The organism is Xanthomonas axonopodis (genome assembly GCF_001304695.1).
GTDB lineage: Bacteria > Pseudomonadota > Gammaproteobacteria > Xanthomonadales > Xanthomonadaceae > Xanthomonas > Xanthomonas axonopodis.
This window is the reverse complement of the sequence record NZ_JFAQ01000035.1, coordinates 39,304-54,948: the sequence shown is the minus strand read 5'-3', so window position 1 is coordinate 54,948 and position 15,645 is coordinate 39,304. Positions and strand designations below refer to the sequence as shown.

Genomic DNA, 15,645 nt, shown 5'->3' with positions numbered 1-15,645 from the left:
AATTGCTCGATGCATTGCCTGCGATCGGTGGAAAACCAGGGCGTGCGCGACGCTGGCCAGGCAAACTGCATGCCGACAAGGCCGACGACATCGACCGTTGCCGCAACGCCCTCAAGCAGCGCGGCATCATTGCGCGGATTGCACGCAAGGGCATCGAACGCAACGACCGCCTGGGCCAGCACCGCTGGGTCGTCGAGCGCACGCACGCTTGGTTTGCCGGCATGGGCAAGCTGCGTATCCGCTTCGAACGCCGCATCGATATCCACTTGGCGTTGCTCTCGCTTGCATGCTCCATCATCTGCTTACGCATGCTTCCTGGGTTTTGTCAGCAGCTCTAAGCCGCTTCTCCCGCGCTCGCCGTGCATGACACGCGCTACGGTTGCGCCGGCCAGGACTGCATGGCCGGCAGCGCCGCTTGCACCTGGGCCGGATCGATGCGCGTACGCAGCCAGGCCAACGCAACCGGCAATGGACACAAGGCCTGACCCCGACAACCGGGCAACACCAGCGTGGACGAGGCCAGCGCATCGCCGTCCAGGCGCCCGCGACGCAGCGCCGCCAGGCTTGGCATCAGGGTGCGCACGCGCAGCGACGGCGCGTCGTTGCGTTCGAGCACGTCCAGCACCAACGCGCCGCCGGGCGGATAGTCATCGGGGCGATCACGGCGATGCTACTGCACGCCGAGCAGTCCACCGAGGGTGGCCAGATTGGTGTCGTGGCCGACCAGCACCAGCAGCCGCGTGGAGGGCGGCGCCAGGGTCGCCACCGACGGTGTTTGCCCGACCGCGGCCTGCACGGTGGCCAGCAGATGCACGAGCAGGTTGGATGCCGCCGCGCGGGCGACCGGCAACGGACGCTTGCTCTGGGCGAACGAGGTGTTGTGCAGGGCAATCAATTGCGTCACTGCGGCGCGATCCACCCTGCCCCAGCCCAGCTGCGCCGCATCGAAGCCTTCGACGTCTTCCAGCATCAGGTTCTCGGCCAGTCCACCGGCCAGCTTCAGGGTGCTGCCCGCGGCCGGCGAGCCGTCGCGCGTGGCCGGCTCGTAGAGCAGGCGGGCCGGCGGCGGCGTGGCGCAGCGTCCGTGCTGGCAGGCACTCAACACCGCCTGCAAGTGCGCCAGCTGCGCGCGTGTTTCGGCCTCCAGCCGCACCGGCGGTGCGGGCGCCTTGCCGCCATCAAATACGGCGTTGCGCTCGCCTTCCGGCAGGGCCTGGTAATGCACTGCGCAGCCAGGCGCCATGCCCTGCAGCAGCGCCTGCGCGCTGGCGTGGTTGCGGGCGGTGCTGTCGGCGAGGGTGACGATCTGTTCGGTGCCCACGCAGCCACTGGCCGCCAGCCCGAGCGGCGGTGCCAGCAGTGCGCGATAACGTGCGCCCAGCGCCTGCATGCCCGCCCGTCCGTGCGGCGTCAGCTGGCCCTCGGCCACCGGCCACCGGCCACTGCGGCCATGGCTGCGCGCTGTAGCGATCCAGCTCGCTGCCGGGCTGGGTCGGTGCACGGATGCCATGCCGCACCAGCACGATGCTCAGGCGCAGGTGCGCGGTTGCGGCGGCGGTCTCTTTTGCGGCGACCGGTTTTGCCATCGGCATGCAGAGCGCCAGACCGAGCAATGCCTGCCGCATCGTCCTGGCAAAAAAGTGATTGCGCATGGCTTTCCTCAGAACGTCGTCGACAACGCGAGCATTACCCCGCGTCCAGGCTGACCGACAGACCTTGGTGCATGGATGCAACAACGCGCGCCGGCGGCGCGCGTGCGGCGAGGCCGGACATCGCAGTGGCGCCATGGCTGCCGCTGCAGGAACAGCGGCAGCGATCTACCGAAGCACACGACAGACATCACCAGCCCAGAAAAATGCGCCCAGCCTGCGTAGACCGGATGACGCATGGATGACAGCGGTCAAACCCGTTGCCGCGCGGTGCGCCTGGTAGTTGATGAGCGGCGATGGCGATGCGCGATCTGCGAAACAACGACGCGGCGTCAGGTCTGCCAAACGCCGCGGCGGCCATCTGTTTGCCGATGCCGGGGCCCACACGGTCCACGCTGCCGGCTATGCCGTGAGCGGCGGCGTTCCCAAGACACGCCCCGGCACACAGGCTGCCCACAATATGTCGTGACCACACCCGACGGGGTCGCACGTGGCCGTCCCCCTCAAACGACAAAGGCCCGCCGAAGCGGGCCTTTGCCTGGGCAGCAGCCAGAGCGCTTACTTGGCCGCGGCATCCTTCGCCGCAGCATCGCCGGCCTTGGCCTGCAGGGCTTCGGTGGTGATGCGGATCTTCACTTCGTCGCTGACGTTCGGGGCGTACTGGCTCAGGCCGAAATCGCTGCGCTTGATGGTGGTGGTGGCGTCGAAACCCGCGGCCGGCACCTTCTTCATCGGGTGCTCGCCGGCACCGTTGAGGGTGACGTCCAGCACGACCGGCTTGGTCTGACCCTTGATGGTCAGGTCGCCGGTGACGGTCAGCTTGTTGGTGCCGGCAGCTTCCACCTTGGTGCTCTTGAAGGTGGCGGTCGGGAACTTGGCCGCGTCGAAGAAGTCACCGCTCTTGAGGTGTTCGTCGAACTTGGCGGTGAAGCTGTTCAAGCCGGACAGCGGCAGGGTGACCTGCACGGTGGACTTGGTCACGTCGGCCGCGTCGTATACCAGGGTGCCGTCGACATTGCCGAAGTTCGCGCTCGGGTTGGAGAAGCCGAAGTGGCTCCACTGCGCCAGCACGTCGGTATGCGCCGGGTCCAGGGTGTAGGTGCCCGACGCCACTTCCACGGCCGGGGCGGTCGAGGCGGCCGGGGCGGTGGCAGCGGCCGGGGTTTCGGCGGCCGGCGCGGCGGCGTTGTCGGCCGGCTTGGAGCAGGCGGCAATGGCCAGGGCCAGGGCGAGCGGCAGCAACAGCTTGTGGGTGGTCTTCATTGGAACTCCATGGGATGAGAGACGCGTCGGATCGACGCGGGTGGGACAGATGCAGACGGACGAGGACTGCAGGAAATCGAGGAACCATGTACGTCGAGACCGTGAGCCAGATCAAGCGGTCAGCCTGCGAACGGCCAACTGCATCGCTTGAACGCGGTAGGCATGCGCGGTGCGCCGGGGGCGCACGCATGCACCGGCTTACTCGAAGCGCGCGGCTTCGTCGAAGCTCAGGCGTGGCGAGCGCGGGAACAGCCCGGCCGGGTCGCCGTAGCCGAGATTGACCAGGAAGTTGGACTTGATCGGGGTACCGGCAAAGAACGCCGCATCCACCTTGGCGTTGTCGAAGCCGGACATCGGGCCGGCATCCAGTCCCAGCGCGCGCGCGGCCAGGATCAGGTAGACGCCCTGCAGCGAGCCATTGCGGAACGCCGATTCGGTGCGGCCCTCGCGCGGGCCGTCGAACCAGCTCTTGGCATCGGCATGCGGGAACAGGTACGGCAGCTTCTCGTGGAAGTCTTCGTCGTGCGCCACGATCACCGTCACCGGTGCGGCCAGGGTCTTGGCGGCATTGCCCTCAGACAGCGCGGGCTTGAGCTTGGCCTTGCCTTCGGCGCTGGTCACGAACACAAAGCGCGCCGGACAGCTATTGGCCGCGGTGGGCCCCCACTTCACCAGCTCATACAGCTCACGCAGCACCTCGTGGCTGACCGGCGTGTCGGCAAACGCGTTTTGCGTACGGGCGGTGCGGAACAGTTGATCCAGTGCGGCGGCGTTGAGCGAGTCGGACATGAGCACTCCAGGGGAAGGGGCGTGCGACGGTAGGCTGCGGCGTCGGCGCCAGTGTGAAGACCCGCAGTGTAGAGTGGCGCGATTGCCGCCACACGCGTTCAATCTGAAACAAATCTATGTCGGATCTGAAACGATGGGGCTGACCTGGGCACTGAGCGACGGCCGTGCCGGCAATGCGTGCCAAGCCGAGGCGCTGGCGCGTGCAGTGCAGCCCGATGCCTACCAGCCCCTGCACCTGCAGCCCAGCGCGCCATGGCGTTGGGCGGCGCCGCGGCGGCTACCCGGCGCACGGCAGGCGTTTGGCGCAGCCTTTGCCCGGCAACTGCAGCAGCCCCCGGCGCTGGCCATCGGCTGCGGCAGGCAGGCGGCCCTGGCCACCCGGTTGCTGCGTGCCCACGGCAGCCGCAGCGTGCAGATCCTGGATCCGCGGCTGGACCCACGGCACTGGGACCTGCTGATCGTGCCCGAGCACGATGCACCGCGCGGCAGCAACGTGCTCACCCTGCTCGGCAGCCTGCACCCAGTGGACGATGCGTGGCTGGCGGCCGGGCGGGTGGCCTTCCCCGCAATCGGCGGCTTGCCGGGCCCGCGGCTGGCCCTGCTGGTCGGTGGGCCCACCGACCAGGTGCCCTGGACGCCACAGGCGCTGGCGGCGCTGTGCACGTCGTTACGCGCCCAACTACGCGCGCTGGGCGGCAGCCTGCTGGTGACCACCTCGCGCCGCACACCGGGCGATGCAATCGCAACGCTGCGCGCGGCCTGCGCCGGCCTGCCGCATCTGCTGTGGTGCGACGAACGCGATGGGCCCAACCCGTATGCCGGCCTGCTCGGCTGGGGCGACGCCATCGTGGCCAGCGCCGATTCGGTCAACCTGCTCTCCGAAGCCTGCGCCACCCGCGTGGCGGTGGCCGCCGCGTTTGCCGAACAGGCACGCGGGCGCGTGGGCACCTACCTGCATGCATTGCGACAACGCCAGCGTCTGCACCCGGTGACTGAAGTTCTCGCCGGTGCTGTCGATATCGTGGCAGTGCGCGAAACCGAGCGCATCGCCATGCAGGTGCGCGCGCGCCTGCTGCCGTGACCCCAGGCCCGTCAGCGGGCCACTGAAACTCTGGACGCTTCGCATGACAGGGACAATCGACGCGCGATGGATGGGGCACACCCGGCGCCGGGCAATCGCGCTGCTGGTCCTTGCCGCATTACCGCTGGCTGCCATCGTAGCAGCACCGCGTTGCGTACCGCGTTACCCCACCCCGCAAGCCACCGCCGCGATGTTCGACCTGGCCGGTTCCACCGCGCAGGCACTGGATGCACTGCCCGACGCCAAGGTAGTGCTGCTGGCGCGCGGCGGCCAGGACCTGAGTCGCTATGGCCTCAAACACAGCCACCTGGCGTTCGCCATGCGCGACGACGATGGCATCTGGCGCGTGCGGCACCTGCTCAATCGCTGCAAGAGCGACGCCTCGCAGCTCTATGTCGAAGGCCTGAGCAATTTCGTCGGCAAGAGCGCGGTCAGCCACGATCTGCGTGTCGGCGTCCTGAAGCCCGCGGTCCAACAGCGCCTGCAGGCATTGTTGAGTGACTCCGGCGAGCTCGCGCATCGCCTGCATGAAACGCGCTACAGCATGGTCGCCTATCCCTTCTCCACCGACTACCAGAATTCCAACCAGTGGGTGCTGGAAGTGCTGGCCGCGGCGCTGGCAGCCGATGCGCAACCACCGACGGTCATCGGCGATCGCCGCGCAGCGCAGGCCTGGCTGCAAGCGGCGCGGTATCACCCCAGCATCCTGCATCTGGATTTGAAGCAGCGCGTGGGCGCACGTTTTGTCGCCACCAATGCCACCACCACCGATCATCCTGTCGGCGAGCGCGTTTCCGGCAACTATTCGGTGGTCACCGTCGAATCGGTGTTCGATTTCCTGCATCAACGCGACGCCCTTGCACAGGAGCTGTCGATCCCGCCCGCCACTGCCACGACTGGAGCCGCGCCATGACACGCCCGCTGTCCGCCCGGGTTGCCGCTGCCCTGTTTTGCTCGCCGCCCTGTCACCAACCTGCGTGCAGGCCGGGGAGATGACCACGGCCGATAAGTCCGGGTTCTATGCCATGTTGACCGTCTCTGTCCCAGTGGTGGCGGCGAGCGCTATCGTCGCGTCTCCTTTCGTTGCGTCCTTCAACGCCTACGCAGACAGACGCGATGACCGCCGTCAACCGCGCGCAGGCACGCTGCCACCGATGCGAGTCGACGCGGTGCAGACCTTGCCCGCGGGCGAACGCGAGGTCAGGCTGCAGGATCCGCAACAGCCTGAGGCGACCGTGATGCTGCGCTGGCCCGCGCGCCAGGACGACCCGGCAGCCGGATTTCGCGTCGGCGACATGGTGTCGTTCCAGCCCAGCCCGGCGGGCAGTGGCTGGACCGTGCATGCGCCGCAGGGCCAGGCCCTGGCGTTCCTGCCAACCAGCGACGCGGCGGCCTACAACAGCAGCCGCAGCTGGTGATTTCAACGCACTGAGCAACAGCGCTGCCTGCACGGCGATCACGTGCAGGCGTGTGCGCTGCGGGGCAACCGTCGGCCCGCAGCGGCCGTGGACCAGGGGTGTCTATTAGGGTCGCGATGCGTGCGTGTTGCCTTCCTGCGGGCAGCGGTGACCTTGCATCGCCCATCGGTCGCGCCCCCAACCCTCGAAGCGGAGCAAGAGCACACAGCACTACCACGCACTGTGCGCTCTACCGCTCCCTCACCGCACCGACAAGGCACCCCCGCCGGCGCAGCGACACTGCCCGTTACGGATTGCTGGGAGAACGCGGAATGCCTGCCGGCGCCGCGTCCAGCGCGCCGATCATCAGCCGCACGATCGGGGTTCCCAAGCCGGTGGTGTAGTTGTACTTGCCGGCGATCGGCACGTCGTTGCTGACGACCCCGTTATTGCCGGGAATACCGCGGTGGTAGGCCTGCGGGCCGTTGGCAGCCAGGCGATATAGGTAATCGTTGAGATTGCCCTGCCGGCCCTGCTTCTGCACCAGCAACGCGGCCACGCTGGCGAACTCCGGTGCCGCCACGCTGGTGCCGATCAACTTGGTGATGGCACCGGCCACGTAGATGGACACCGAGCTGGTGCCTTGCTGACAGGGATGCACGGCGATTCCCGGGCAACCACCGACCAGCATGCCGACATCGGGCAATGCGCGCATCGAGGTGCGCGTGCCGCCCAGCGCGCGCAGCTGATACGCCGGACGCTGGAACAGCGTGCTGACGCCGCCACCGGCACCCCAGTAGCCGCCGCTGAGCAGCGCGCCGACGCCATACGGGTCCTCGGCCTGCAACGGGTCGGCAAACGCACTTTCGCTGAAGTAGCTCGCATCCAGGCTGCCCTTCGTGTAGGCAGTGAGCAGGTTGCCACCACCGACCGCGGTCACATACGCATCGGCGGCAGGCCAATGCACGCTGGGGACGTACCGGCCGTTCTTGCCCTCCACCAGGTATTGCGTGTCCGGACAATCCAGGCCGGCGTTGTCGCCGCTGGAGGCGACGAAACTGATGCCCTGCGCGTTGCCTTGCTTGAAGACCGAATCGAACACGCCAAGGATGGAAGTGGCGTCCTTGCCGTTATAGGCCGCGGTGAAGACCTGTTCGCAGAACCCGAACGAGGAGCTGACCACGTCTGCCTCATTGTCCTGCACGATCTGTCGGTAGCCGGCCAAGATGGAATCGATGGACAGGTCGGGGATCACGTACAGCAGCACGTGCGCGCCCGGTACGCCGCCAAGCGCCATGTCCACATCGAGCGTTGCCTCGCGCGCCGCCGCGCGATTGCCGTCCTGCACCCCGAGCTTGGCACCGGCCACATAGCGGCGTGCATACAGCGTCGGATTGGCATGGTTGCCGGCATAGCGGCTGAAGCGCTCGTGGTCGAACATCGCGGCGATGTCCGTGTCCAGCACGTCGCTGCCGATCAACACGGCGATCGTGCTGCCGCTACCGTCGAGCCGCTGTTGCTTGTTGCCTGGCGCACCCATCATCGTCTGGTAGGACGGATAGCCGTAGGCCTGCTTGAGATCGTTGTACCAATAGCTGGTGGTGCCATGGCCAGTGCGGTTGCCGGGGTCGCCGGCCAACATGCGCGAGTCCATGCGTGCCGCCGGCAGCCCGCGGCTCAGGCCGGTGACGGTGACACCGTTGGCACGCAGCGCGGCCGGCAGCTGCAGCGGAGCGGCGGCGGCCAGGCGCACCTGCTGGCCGGCCTTCAGATCGGCGACCAACGGCGCGGCAAACAACCGCTCTACGCTATCGGCATTCGCGCTGACATGCAGGGTTGGCCCCTGCTGCACCACGGTCATGTGTGCTGCCTGCAGGGCGGCGCGCACCTGCGCGAGCTGTGCAGGCGCTGGACCAAAACGCCGCTGGAATTCGGCCGCCGACAGCCACTTGTGGTACTGCGGCGACAGCGGATCCTGGATGTCGGCCAGCAGCGCGTCCAGGGCCACCTGGTCGCGTGATGGCAGATGCACGTCGAATGACACCGGGCGCTGCGCGCAAGCTTGCCGTCATCGCGTCAATCTGGGCATCGGGGACGGTCGTGGCAGCGTTGGCGCTACTGAGGGCGAACAGCGAAGCGAACAATACGGCAGCCAGCAGCGGCCGACAGCGGGTGCGAGTAAGCATGGATCTCTCCGGGGGCAGAGCAGTGAGCAAGGCCGAATGGCATCGCCGGGGCGTGCACGAGCGTTCGCGGACCAAGGGTGCGATCATGTCGACACGAAAACAGCACGCAGGTGCCGGCTGCGATAGATGGCCGCGCCGGCCGCAATGCACATGGCTGGCCGCTGTCACAGACGACGGCAAGGCCGAGAGCTGCCAGTGCACCATCACGACACTGCACATTCAGCGGCTATTTGCATCGGCATCGGCAGGTCGCGGGGCTGGCAAGGGCCGTCATCAATCAGACGACGTGGGTCATGAGCCGGGACGATACGTGCGATGTCCGCGGCCGAAATGCCAGCGGGCGAGATTGTGTCGCCAACAGCGAGGTGCGCGTGCCTGCGGCTGCAGGTGCCGCTGCATGCCAGTCCGCCGCGCGTGGATGTCGCAAAGTGCGCGCCGTTGTGGCGAGCACCTGCAAGCGACCATGCGCGCCCATGCGCCCGCTCACGCCACCCCTTTCCCAGGTCGAGGCCTGCCGCCCGCTTTGCGATCACCATGTGCTACCGATGCCGTCGGTCAGGCGTCTCGTGCACACGTCACCGATGACGACCCGATGTCGTGGCGCAGGCTTGCCCCCTCACATCACATGCCGACAATGCCGCCGAGCGTCAGCGTGGCCACGAGCGCCAGCGCACGCGCCTCTGGATTGCGGCCGCGATATGCGCACGCGCCCAGTCGGTCGCCGCCGGCGCGACGGGCACGGTCCGGCGGCAGGCGCCTGCGCACTAAAGGAGGGCGTTGCGTACCGGCGCTGTGTCCGGCGAGCGCATCGCTGCGCGGGTCCATCCCGGCCCTCGAAGCGATAATTGCGCGCCCCATCAGCACCGTGTCGCCATGCGTCTTGCCTCGCCACCCGCATTCGCCCCGCTCACCGCCCGTGCATTGCTCTGGGCGGTGCTGGCAATGGGCGCGGTGGTCCTGCTGTCCAACATCCTGGTGCAATACCCGATCAACGACTGACTGACCTGGGGCGTGCTCTATTAACCCCCTGGCGTTCCTGAGGGTCGGCAGGGATTCGTGTGAAAAAACAGCCAAAAGCGAGCTAGCTCTCTGTCAGAGTACGAATCCCTGCCGACCCTCATATCGACCGCAGACCCCGAATTCTAGCTGGCATCGAATCGTGGGGAGTCGACAGGAGGGATGTATCCCATGTCCCCGACCACTGATCGCTACCCGGGCTATTACGTCGGTTACGGCTCCGGCGCGGGTTGGTGCGAAGTATTAGACACAGCCAGGTCCTGATATGGAATACGTTTGTTCAAGGGAGTTTCGCCATATCCAAGTTTACGGGCCAGCGCGGGAAGGGCCTCGAAGCTTGCATTCATGCCTTTGACAATTGCGGTTCCTACATGACGAAGGAACTCGCTTTTGGGAGCCAAAATCTGATGCAATTCTTCTGCAGTAATTTCCCGTGCCCCGCTTTCCATTTGCTCGCTTGCTCGCGCCAGAATGGTTTGCACGACCCGCGCGTGCTTAGCATTGTCTGATTCAAATAGCCCAGGAACATGAATGCGTCCTCCAAGCGCCAGTGCATTCAGAGCGATGGCTTCGATCGGATTAAAGACGGTACTCCGGAAGATACGCAGCACTCTTTCCGAGAGTAATCCTGTGGCTTTGTTGCCGGCGATCAGCGGGATCATCCCGACAATGGATGCCAGCCCCATAGACTTGACGGCGGTGCTCTCGCCAGGGGCAACATCGAGCGCATGACGCGCCACCTGCTCAATCGCCTCTTCCGGGCCCATCTTCTCGCTGGGGCGCGCCATGACACCGTCCTTAATGCTCTGGAACAATCCAGCACGCATCAACTCTTCGCTTTCCTTGACTTCGGGTGGAATGCCAGAGGCGGCGCCAAAGATGGCCGCTTCGGTTGTCGTCATATTGGCCGCAAGATTACCTAATCTTGATTTAAAGCCTGTGTACTGCAAGACGTTATTGGGGAATGACACAATTGAGGAGATGGCACCGGCTTTCATTGCCTTGGGGAGCAGGTCGCGCATGGACCAGTCCTCACCCTTCATACCCTTGATGATTGCAAGCACACACATGGTGTCCATGGTCTCGATTAGCAAAGGCGGCACTGAATCGATTCCTGCCAATTGCAGAGCATACTGACTGGGCGAGAAATTTTTGCCGAAGATGGCTTTTTTCAACAGTTCCGAAGCGCCGAGCTCCCATGCGGAGCCGAGTATGCTGCTGACACCAATACTACCAGCCAAGCCACCGAGCTGGAACTCTTTCTTGGTCGCAACATATAGCAATTCCTGTGCACCCAGACGAACCTGGAGGTCCTCGTCCCCTTTGAGTTTCTGGTTGATGAACACCGACAGGACATCGTCATTGGACATGACATCTGGGGCACACGAGGCGAGGAAGGCTTTCGCGCTGATCTGGCTGCCGTCTGCCATCTCGATCAAAGCGCTTGGGCCAAATGCTGCGGAGCCCCGTTCAATCGCCTTAAGCAATAAGGGGATATGAATGTCAGCATCGATTTGCTCAGCTGTCCGCTCTGACGAGTTGGCGGCAGGCATCAATTGCGCCGTCTTAACCGTGAATGCGTCCTTGAACTCCTCAAGCGCTTTCTCCGGGTCTCGACGCGACACCAACTCTAGTCGGACCCCGTCAGTGCTCGCGACCTGCGATGGAAATGCCTGGTCAAGCTGCGCGAAAGATAGCAACGCGTGCACCACCGGGTCGGCAGAAACAAGTCGGCCCGATTCCCTGCGCACCAATCCCATATGCCTGGGCTTTTGGAAGCCTGTTAACGAGATCGGTCGCAAAGTTTCTAATCCACTGTTATCAGTGTAACCGGAGCCTTGCCCAGTGGACCTGGGGCTAGTCGACCCGCTGCTTGTGCCGCGTCGCCGGGGGGGCCTGGTGGTGGGCAATATGCTATCTTCGGACTGACGGAAGACGCTATGGTTGGGCTGTGCACCAGCTTCTAGATCACAGTCGTAGCCCATACCAGATTCGGGGTGAAGTATGTCCTCGAGTGACGACAGTGAATGGGATCGTGCGAGCTCTGTCTTCATGTCTTCCTATCCTTTTTTGTGAATTATTTGAAAAGTCAGGATCTTTAGAGCGGCTAACAAAACTAATGCGCGGCCGTTAGGCGAGCGCGGTTGGTGATCGGAATCGGCATCTTCCACTCGTAAAATCCGGTTCTGCGCGCCGCCCGCACCCATCTGACGATCGCTGGCTACGTTGTATTAGCCGCATTTGGTATTGGTGAAACCTCGAAATCAATTTGAGAATTTATTTCTAAGGATGGTCTGATCAATCTGCCCTGTGACAGGGGTCGCATAATGTTCAGGTGAGCATGCAGGCACGGCTTTGAACTACATAGTCCCGTGTTGATCTCCTGCAGTGAGTGTTGAAGAAAGTTTAACGCAGAGCTTTCTGAATGTCGTTGTTTGCCCGAAGTCATGGTTGGGACGGCGAAGCATTGCAGGGTAAACCGCCCCGGGAAGTTGGGAGGCTCAAACTCCTGAGAAGATGGGGCCATGAGCAAGACAAAGTATTCCTTGGAAGCGTAAGAGTGGGCGGTTCGGCTGGTGCGGGAGCACCAAGGAAAGTCAGCTCGCGATGGGCGATCGAATCGATTCCCGCGAAAATTGGCTGTTGGTCGCAGACGCTGTGCAATTGGGTGCGTCAGGCCGAGCGTGATGCCGGCAGCGTCAGGGGGCCGACGACGGACGAGCGGACGCGGATAAAAGCGCTGGAACGCGAAGTGCGCGAGCTGGGGCAAGCCAGCGAGATCCTGCGCAAGGCCAGTGCGTATTTCGCCCAGGCGGAGCTCGACCTAAGCTTCACGCCCTGACCCAGGGTCAGCAACCTGATCCACCGCCGCTTCGGTCCGCGTGCGGCGCGCCAGGTTGCCTGGTGCGGATTCGCGCTGGCGGTGCTGCTGTCGATCTGGCTGGCGACGCCACGCATTGCGGTGGCCTCCTGCAGCGCCTTCATCGCGGCGCGATTGCTGGACATCAGCGTGTTCAACCGCCTGCGCGACGGCAGCTGGTGGCGCGCGCCCATCGTGGCCACCACCTGCAGCGCCACCCTGGATACCACCATCTTCTGGAGCATTGCGTTTGCCGGCGCGAGCCTGCCGTGGGCCAGCTGGGCCGCAGGCGATCTGGCGGTAAAACTGGGCATGGGCGTGTTCCTGCTTGGCCCGTTTCGCGCCCTGCTGTGGCGGAGTGCGCCGCGTCGGTAGAGCGCTTGACGCCCATGGGTGCGTTGCCTCCGCCAGGACGGCAACGCACCGTTGCTGCCGTTTGCTGGAGCTGCATCCAAAGCGGCGTACTCACCACTGCACCTACAGCGCTGTTTCATCCTTGCCCAGCGGAAATGTCAGGCCCTGCCCACGCGCTGCGTTGAAAATGATGCCACGTGCCTGCTGGATGGCCGGCGTCGGTGCGATCAGCCGCGGGCGGCGGTCCAGCGTGCAGCTCAGGCCGGCATCGACCAGCGTTGCATGCGCCTGATGCAGCAGCACGGCGCTCTCGTGCGGGAGCCAGTGCGTGCGCGCCAGTGCATCGATCAACGCGGGCGTGTCGCAGGCATCCAGCAGATGCGGCTGCTGCGCTGCCATGCCGAGCACGCCAGCCTGCAGCACGAATTCCAGATCCACCAGGCCGCCAGCGCCTTGCTTGAGATCCAGCCGGCCGGCATCGCTGCGATCCAGTTCGGCGCGCATGCGCGCACGCATCTTGCGCACGTCCTCGTGCAACTGCGCGGTGTCGCGCACCCGCATCAGCGTCTCGCGACGCATCTGTGCGAACGCATCGCAAAGCGCCGCGTCGCCGGCCACCGCGCGTGCGCGCACCAGGGCCTGGTGCTCCCAGGTCCAGGCGCGGTCGCGCTGGTATTCGCGGTAACTGGCCAGCGAGGACACCAGCGCGCCCTTGGCGCCATCCGGGCGCAGCCGCACATCGATGTCGTACAGCCGGCCGGCGCCGGTCTCGGCAGCCAGCAATGCCATCACTTTCTGCGCAAGCCGCGCAAACCAGCGCCCGGCCTCCAGTGGGCGCTTGCCGTCGGAGGCATCCACCTCGGGCGGATGATCGTAGAGAAACACCAGGTCCAGATCCGATCCGAATCCCAGCTCCAGCCCGCCCAGACTGCCGTAGCCGACGATGGCAAAGCTGCCGCCCGGCACGTGTCCGTGCGCGGCCGCCATGTCGCTGCGCGCCAGCTGCAGCACGGTCTGCACCACCGCTTCGGCAAGCCAGGCCAGTTGCCGGGTGCTCTCCACCGCCTGCTGGCGGCCATCCAGCGTGGCCAGCGCAATGCGGAAGCTCAATGCGAGCCGGCGCTCGTTGAGTTCACGCAGCGCCGCTTCGGTGTCGTCGATGTGCAAGGTCTCGGCGCAGGCCGCGTGCAGCGCCGCGCGATCCGGTAGCGGGCCGCTGATGCGGGTGTCGAGCAATTCGTCCAGCAGCAACGGATACGCCGCCAGCCGTTCGGCCAGCAGCGCACTGCGCGAGAGCACATCGACCAGGCGTGCCAGCGCGCTGGGTTGCTCGTCGAGCAAGGCCAGGTAGCTGGTGCGGCGCAAGGTGGCCTGCAGCAGACCAAGCATGCGACGCACGGCCGCATCGGGCTGGCTGGCGCGGGTGGCGGCGTGCAGCAGTGCCGGCATCACCCGATCCAGCCGCGCACGCGCGCTATCGGACAACGCGCGCACGCCGGAGGACTGCGCGAAATCGGCCAGCGCCTGGTGCGCGCCCGCGGCATCGTGCAAGCCAATCCCCGCCAACGGCGCAGCATCGCCTTCCGGCAGCGCGCGCCAGTACTCGGCAAGCGCGTCCGGTGCGATGGCGCGCACGCGTGGAGCCAGCAGCTCGACAAATTCGGCCGCAACCCGCGCGCGCTGCGGTGCCAGTGCGTCGAGCAGGGCCGACCACTGCGCGTAACCCAGACCCAGCGCAATACGCTCGCGATCCAGCGGCGCCTGCGGCAATGCGTGGGTCTGCGCATCGCGCAACATCTGCAGGCGATTTTCCAGCCGGCGTAGAAAACGATACGCCGTCGACAGCGCCTGGCCGTTCTCATGGTCGATCTGGCCTGCAGCCACCAACGCCTGCAGCGCGGGCAGCAGCCGGCGTTCGTGCAGGCTCGGCTCGCGTCCGCCACGAATCAGCTGCAGCGATTGCGCCAGAAACTCGATTTCGCGAATCCCGCCGGGCCCACGCTTGATGTCGTCCAGACGATCGTGCCGCGCCACTTCGGCGGTGATGGCCGCCTTCATTTCGCGCAAGCCATCCAGTGCGGTGAAGTCCAGATACCGCCGGTAGACGAAGGGGCGCAGCGTTTCCAGCCAGGCTTCACCGGCGTCGATATCGCCCGCCACCGCGCGCGCCTTGAGCCATGCATAGCGCTCCCAATCGCGACCTTCGCGCTGGAAATATTGGTCCATGCCGGCGAACGACAACGCCACGCGGCCAGCGGTGCCGAACGGACGCAGGCGCAGATCCACGCGATGGCTGAAGCCGTCGGCCGTGGTTTCGTCCAGCAACTTGGCCAGCTGCTGGCCCAACCGTGCGAAATATTCTTCCGCTGCCAATGGACGCGCGCCATCGGACTGGCCGCCCTGCGGATAGGCGTACACCAGATCCACGTCCGAGGAAAAATTCAGCTCGCCACCGCCCAGCTTGCCCAGCCCGAACACCACCAGGCGTTGCACGCTGCCGTCTGCAGCAACGACCTTGCCGTGGCAGGTGTGGAACTGCTGCTCCAGCGCCTGCAGCCCGCATTGCAGGCACTGTTCGGCCAGCCGGGTTGCGCCGGCCAGGGTCGCCTCCACGCTGTCCAGACCGAGCACATCGCGCCACACCAGGCGCGTGGACTCGGCGCTGCGGTAGCGTCGCAATTGCGCAGGCCACAGTTGCGGCTGCGCCGGATCGAGCTGCGGCAATGGCAGCGGCGGCGGATCGGGTTGTGCCAGGTGCTGCAGCAATGCCGGTTGCCGCGCCAACGTATCGAGTGCGAACTCGCTGGCCAGTGCGACCTGCGCAAGCTGCCGATCGAACGCGCCGCCCGGCCACGCCTGCTCGACAGGCAATGCTAGACGGACACGGGCCACGGCCCGCTCGATCAGGGCGGTGAGCGCAGCAGACATGGAAACGGTAGGCATCGACATGACCGGATTTTGGCATCCCCGCCACGCAGGGAGTGCAAGCATGCGCAACATTCCGCATGGCGACTGCAACAGGGCGTGCCGCATTTTGCCGCTTTGAACA

Annotated in this window: 10 protein-coding genes, 1 other RNA gene and 6 pseudogenes; 9 read left to right on the top strand and 8 right to left on the bottom strand. The window is 65.6% G+C overall.

All coding sequences use genetic code 11. The annotated features are described in order from the left end of the window. A partial coding sequence (locus tag XAXN_RS03715) for an IS5/IS1182 family transposase (protein WP_054318543.1) occupies positions 1–338 on the top strand: 338 nt, incomplete at its 5' end. A gap of 35 nt (positions 339–373) precedes the next feature. Here XAXN_RS03715 and XAXN_RS03710 read toward each other — a convergent pair. Then, positions 374–1,592, bottom strand: a pseudogene (locus XAXN_RS03710) (histidine-type phosphatase). Here XAXN_RS03710 and XAXN_RS22950 point away from each other — a divergent pair. Further along, positions 1,509–1,706, top strand: a complete 198-nt coding sequence (locus XAXN_RS22950) for a hypothetical protein (RefSeq protein WP_245149941.1) — start codon at positions 1,509–1,511, stop codon at positions 1,704–1,706. The pseudogene XAXN_RS03710 and the gene XAXN_RS22950 sit on opposite strands and share 84 nt — an antisense overlap. A gap of 133 nt (positions 1,707–1,839) precedes the next feature. On the opposite strand, the gene XAXN_RS23590 is transcribed toward XAXN_RS22950, so the two are convergent. From XAXN_RS23590 to XAXN_RS03695, 3 genes are all read right to left on the bottom strand, one after another. After that, the gene (locus XAXN_RS23590) at positions 1,840–2,097 is read right to left on the bottom strand and encodes a hypothetical protein (RefSeq protein WP_054318550.1); all 258 of its coding nucleotides are present in this window, start codon (positions 2,095–2,097) and stop codon (positions 1,840–1,842) included. Between the two features lie 110 nt (positions 2,098–2,207). After that, positions 2,208–2,912 carry a YceI family protein gene (locus XAXN_RS03700; protein ID WP_134980080.1) on the bottom strand — a complete coding sequence of 235 codons (705 nt, stop codon included), beginning with the start codon at positions 2,910–2,912 and terminating at the stop codon, positions 2,208–2,210. Positions 2,913–3,110: 198 nt separating this feature from the next. Next, positions 3,111–3,701: a malonic semialdehyde reductase gene (locus XAXN_RS03695; protein ID WP_054318542.1), complete on the bottom strand. Its 591-nt coding sequence runs from the start codon at positions 3,699–3,701 to the stop codon at positions 3,111–3,113. A gap of 133 nt (positions 3,702–3,834) precedes the next feature. Here XAXN_RS03695 and XAXN_RS03690 point away from each other — a divergent pair, with 133 nt between their 5' ends. The 3 genes and pseudogenes from XAXN_RS03690 to XAXN_RS03680 all read left to right on the top strand — a co-directional run bounded on the left by XAXN_RS03690 (position 3,835) and on the right by XAXN_RS03680 (position 6,200). Further along, positions 3,835–4,782: a mitochondrial fission ELM1 family protein gene (locus XAXN_RS03690; protein WP_054318548.1), complete on the top strand. Its 948-nt coding sequence runs from the start codon at positions 3,835–3,837 to the stop codon at positions 4,780–4,782. A 43-nt stretch (positions 4,783–4,825) separates the two neighbouring features. After that, positions 4,826–5,695 (top strand): DUF2145 domain-containing protein, encoded by an 870-nt coding sequence (locus tag XAXN_RS03685; RefSeq protein ID WP_054318541.1) that lies wholly within the window; start codon positions 4,826–4,828, stop codon positions 5,693–5,695. Then, positions 5,692–6,200: pseudogene (locus XAXN_RS03680) on the top strand (hypothetical protein). Before XAXN_RS03685 ends, XAXN_RS03680 begins: the two are co-directional and overlap by 4 nt. A gap of 286 nt (positions 6,201–6,486) precedes the next feature. Here the strand turns inward: XAXN_RS03680 and XAXN_RS03675 are convergent. Both XAXN_RS03675 and XAXN_RS03670 read right to left on the bottom strand, forming a co-directional pair. Beyond that, positions 6,487–8,365: pseudogene (locus XAXN_RS03675) on the bottom strand (S53 family peptidase). A 621-nt stretch (positions 8,366–8,986) separates the two neighbouring features. Next, positions 8,987–9,223 (bottom strand): hypothetical protein, encoded by a 237-nt coding sequence (locus tag XAXN_RS03670; RefSeq protein WP_167694751.1) that lies wholly within the window; start codon positions 9,221–9,223, stop codon positions 8,987–8,989. 15 nt (positions 9,224–9,238) lie between these two features. Here XAXN_RS03670 and XAXN_RS22945 point away from each other — a divergent pair. Then, a pseudogene (locus XAXN_RS22945) lies at positions 9,239–9,361 on the top strand (VUT family protein); the annotation flags it as partial. A gap of 233 nt (positions 9,362–9,594) precedes the next feature. On the opposite strand, the gene xopB reads toward XAXN_RS22945, so the two are convergent. Then, positions 9,595–11,142, bottom strand: a complete 1,548-nt coding sequence (xopB, locus tag XAXN_RS03665; protein WP_054318538.1) for a XopB/HopD1 family type III secretion system effector — start codon at positions 11,140–11,142, stop codon at positions 9,595–9,597. Positions 11,143–11,544: 402 nt separating this feature from the next. On the opposite strand from xopB, the gene XAXN_RS20480 reads away from it, so the two are divergent. From XAXN_RS20480 to XAXN_RS03655, 3 genes and pseudogenes are all read left to right on the top strand, one after another. Further along, positions 11,545–11,619: non-coding RNA, sX9 sRNA (locus tag XAXN_RS20480), on the top strand. Between the two features lie 336 nt (positions 11,620–11,955). Continuing rightward, positions 11,956–12,208: pseudogene (locus tag XAXN_RS22940) on the top strand (transposase); the annotation flags it as partial. 22 nt (positions 12,209–12,230) lie between these two features. After that, a pseudogene (locus XAXN_RS03655) lies at positions 12,231–12,617 on the top strand (VUT family protein); the annotation flags it as partial. 102 nt (positions 12,618–12,719) lie between these two features. Here XAXN_RS03655 and glnE read toward each other — a convergent pair. Continuing rightward, positions 12,720–15,545, bottom strand: coding sequence for a bifunctional [glutamate--ammonia ligase]-adenylyl-L-tyrosine phosphorylase/[glutamate--ammonia-ligase] adenylyltransferase (gene glnE / locus XAXN_RS03650; RefSeq protein WP_054318536.1), 2,826 nt, complete (start codon positions 15,543–15,545; stop codon positions 12,720–12,722). Positions 15,546–15,645: the final 100 nt, after the last annotated feature.

Coding starts and splice junctions, on each gene's coding strand:
- XAXN_RS22950 (WP_245149941.1), top strand. CDS start 1,509: ATGCCGCACCAGCACGATGCTCAGGCGCAGGTGCGCGGTTGCGGCGGC.
- XAXN_RS03700 (WP_134980080.1), bottom strand. CDS start 2,912: ATGAAGACCACCCACAAGCTGTTGCTGCCGCTCGCCCTGGCCCTGGCC.
- XAXN_RS03695 (WP_054318542.1), bottom strand. CDS start 3,701: ATGTCCGACTCGCTCAACGCCGCCGCACTGGATCAACTGTTCCGCACC.
- XAXN_RS03690 (WP_054318548.1), top strand. CDS start 3,835: ATGGGGCTGACCTGGGCACTGAGCGACGGCCGTGCCGGCAATGCGTGC.
- XAXN_RS03685 (WP_054318541.1), top strand. CDS start 4,826: ATGACAGGGACAATCGACGCGCGATGGATGGGGCACACCCGGCGCCGG.
- XAXN_RS03670 (WP_167694751.1), bottom strand. CDS start 9,223: ATGGGGCGCGCAATTATCGCTTCGAGGGCCGGGATGGACCCGCGCAGC.
- xopB (WP_054318538.1), bottom strand. CDS start 11,142: ATGGGATTGGTGCGCAGGGAATCGGGCCGACTTGTTTCTGCCGACCCG.
- glnE (WP_054318536.1), bottom strand. CDS start 15,545: ATGTCGATGCCTACCGTTTCCATGTCTGCTGCGCTCACCGCCCTGATC.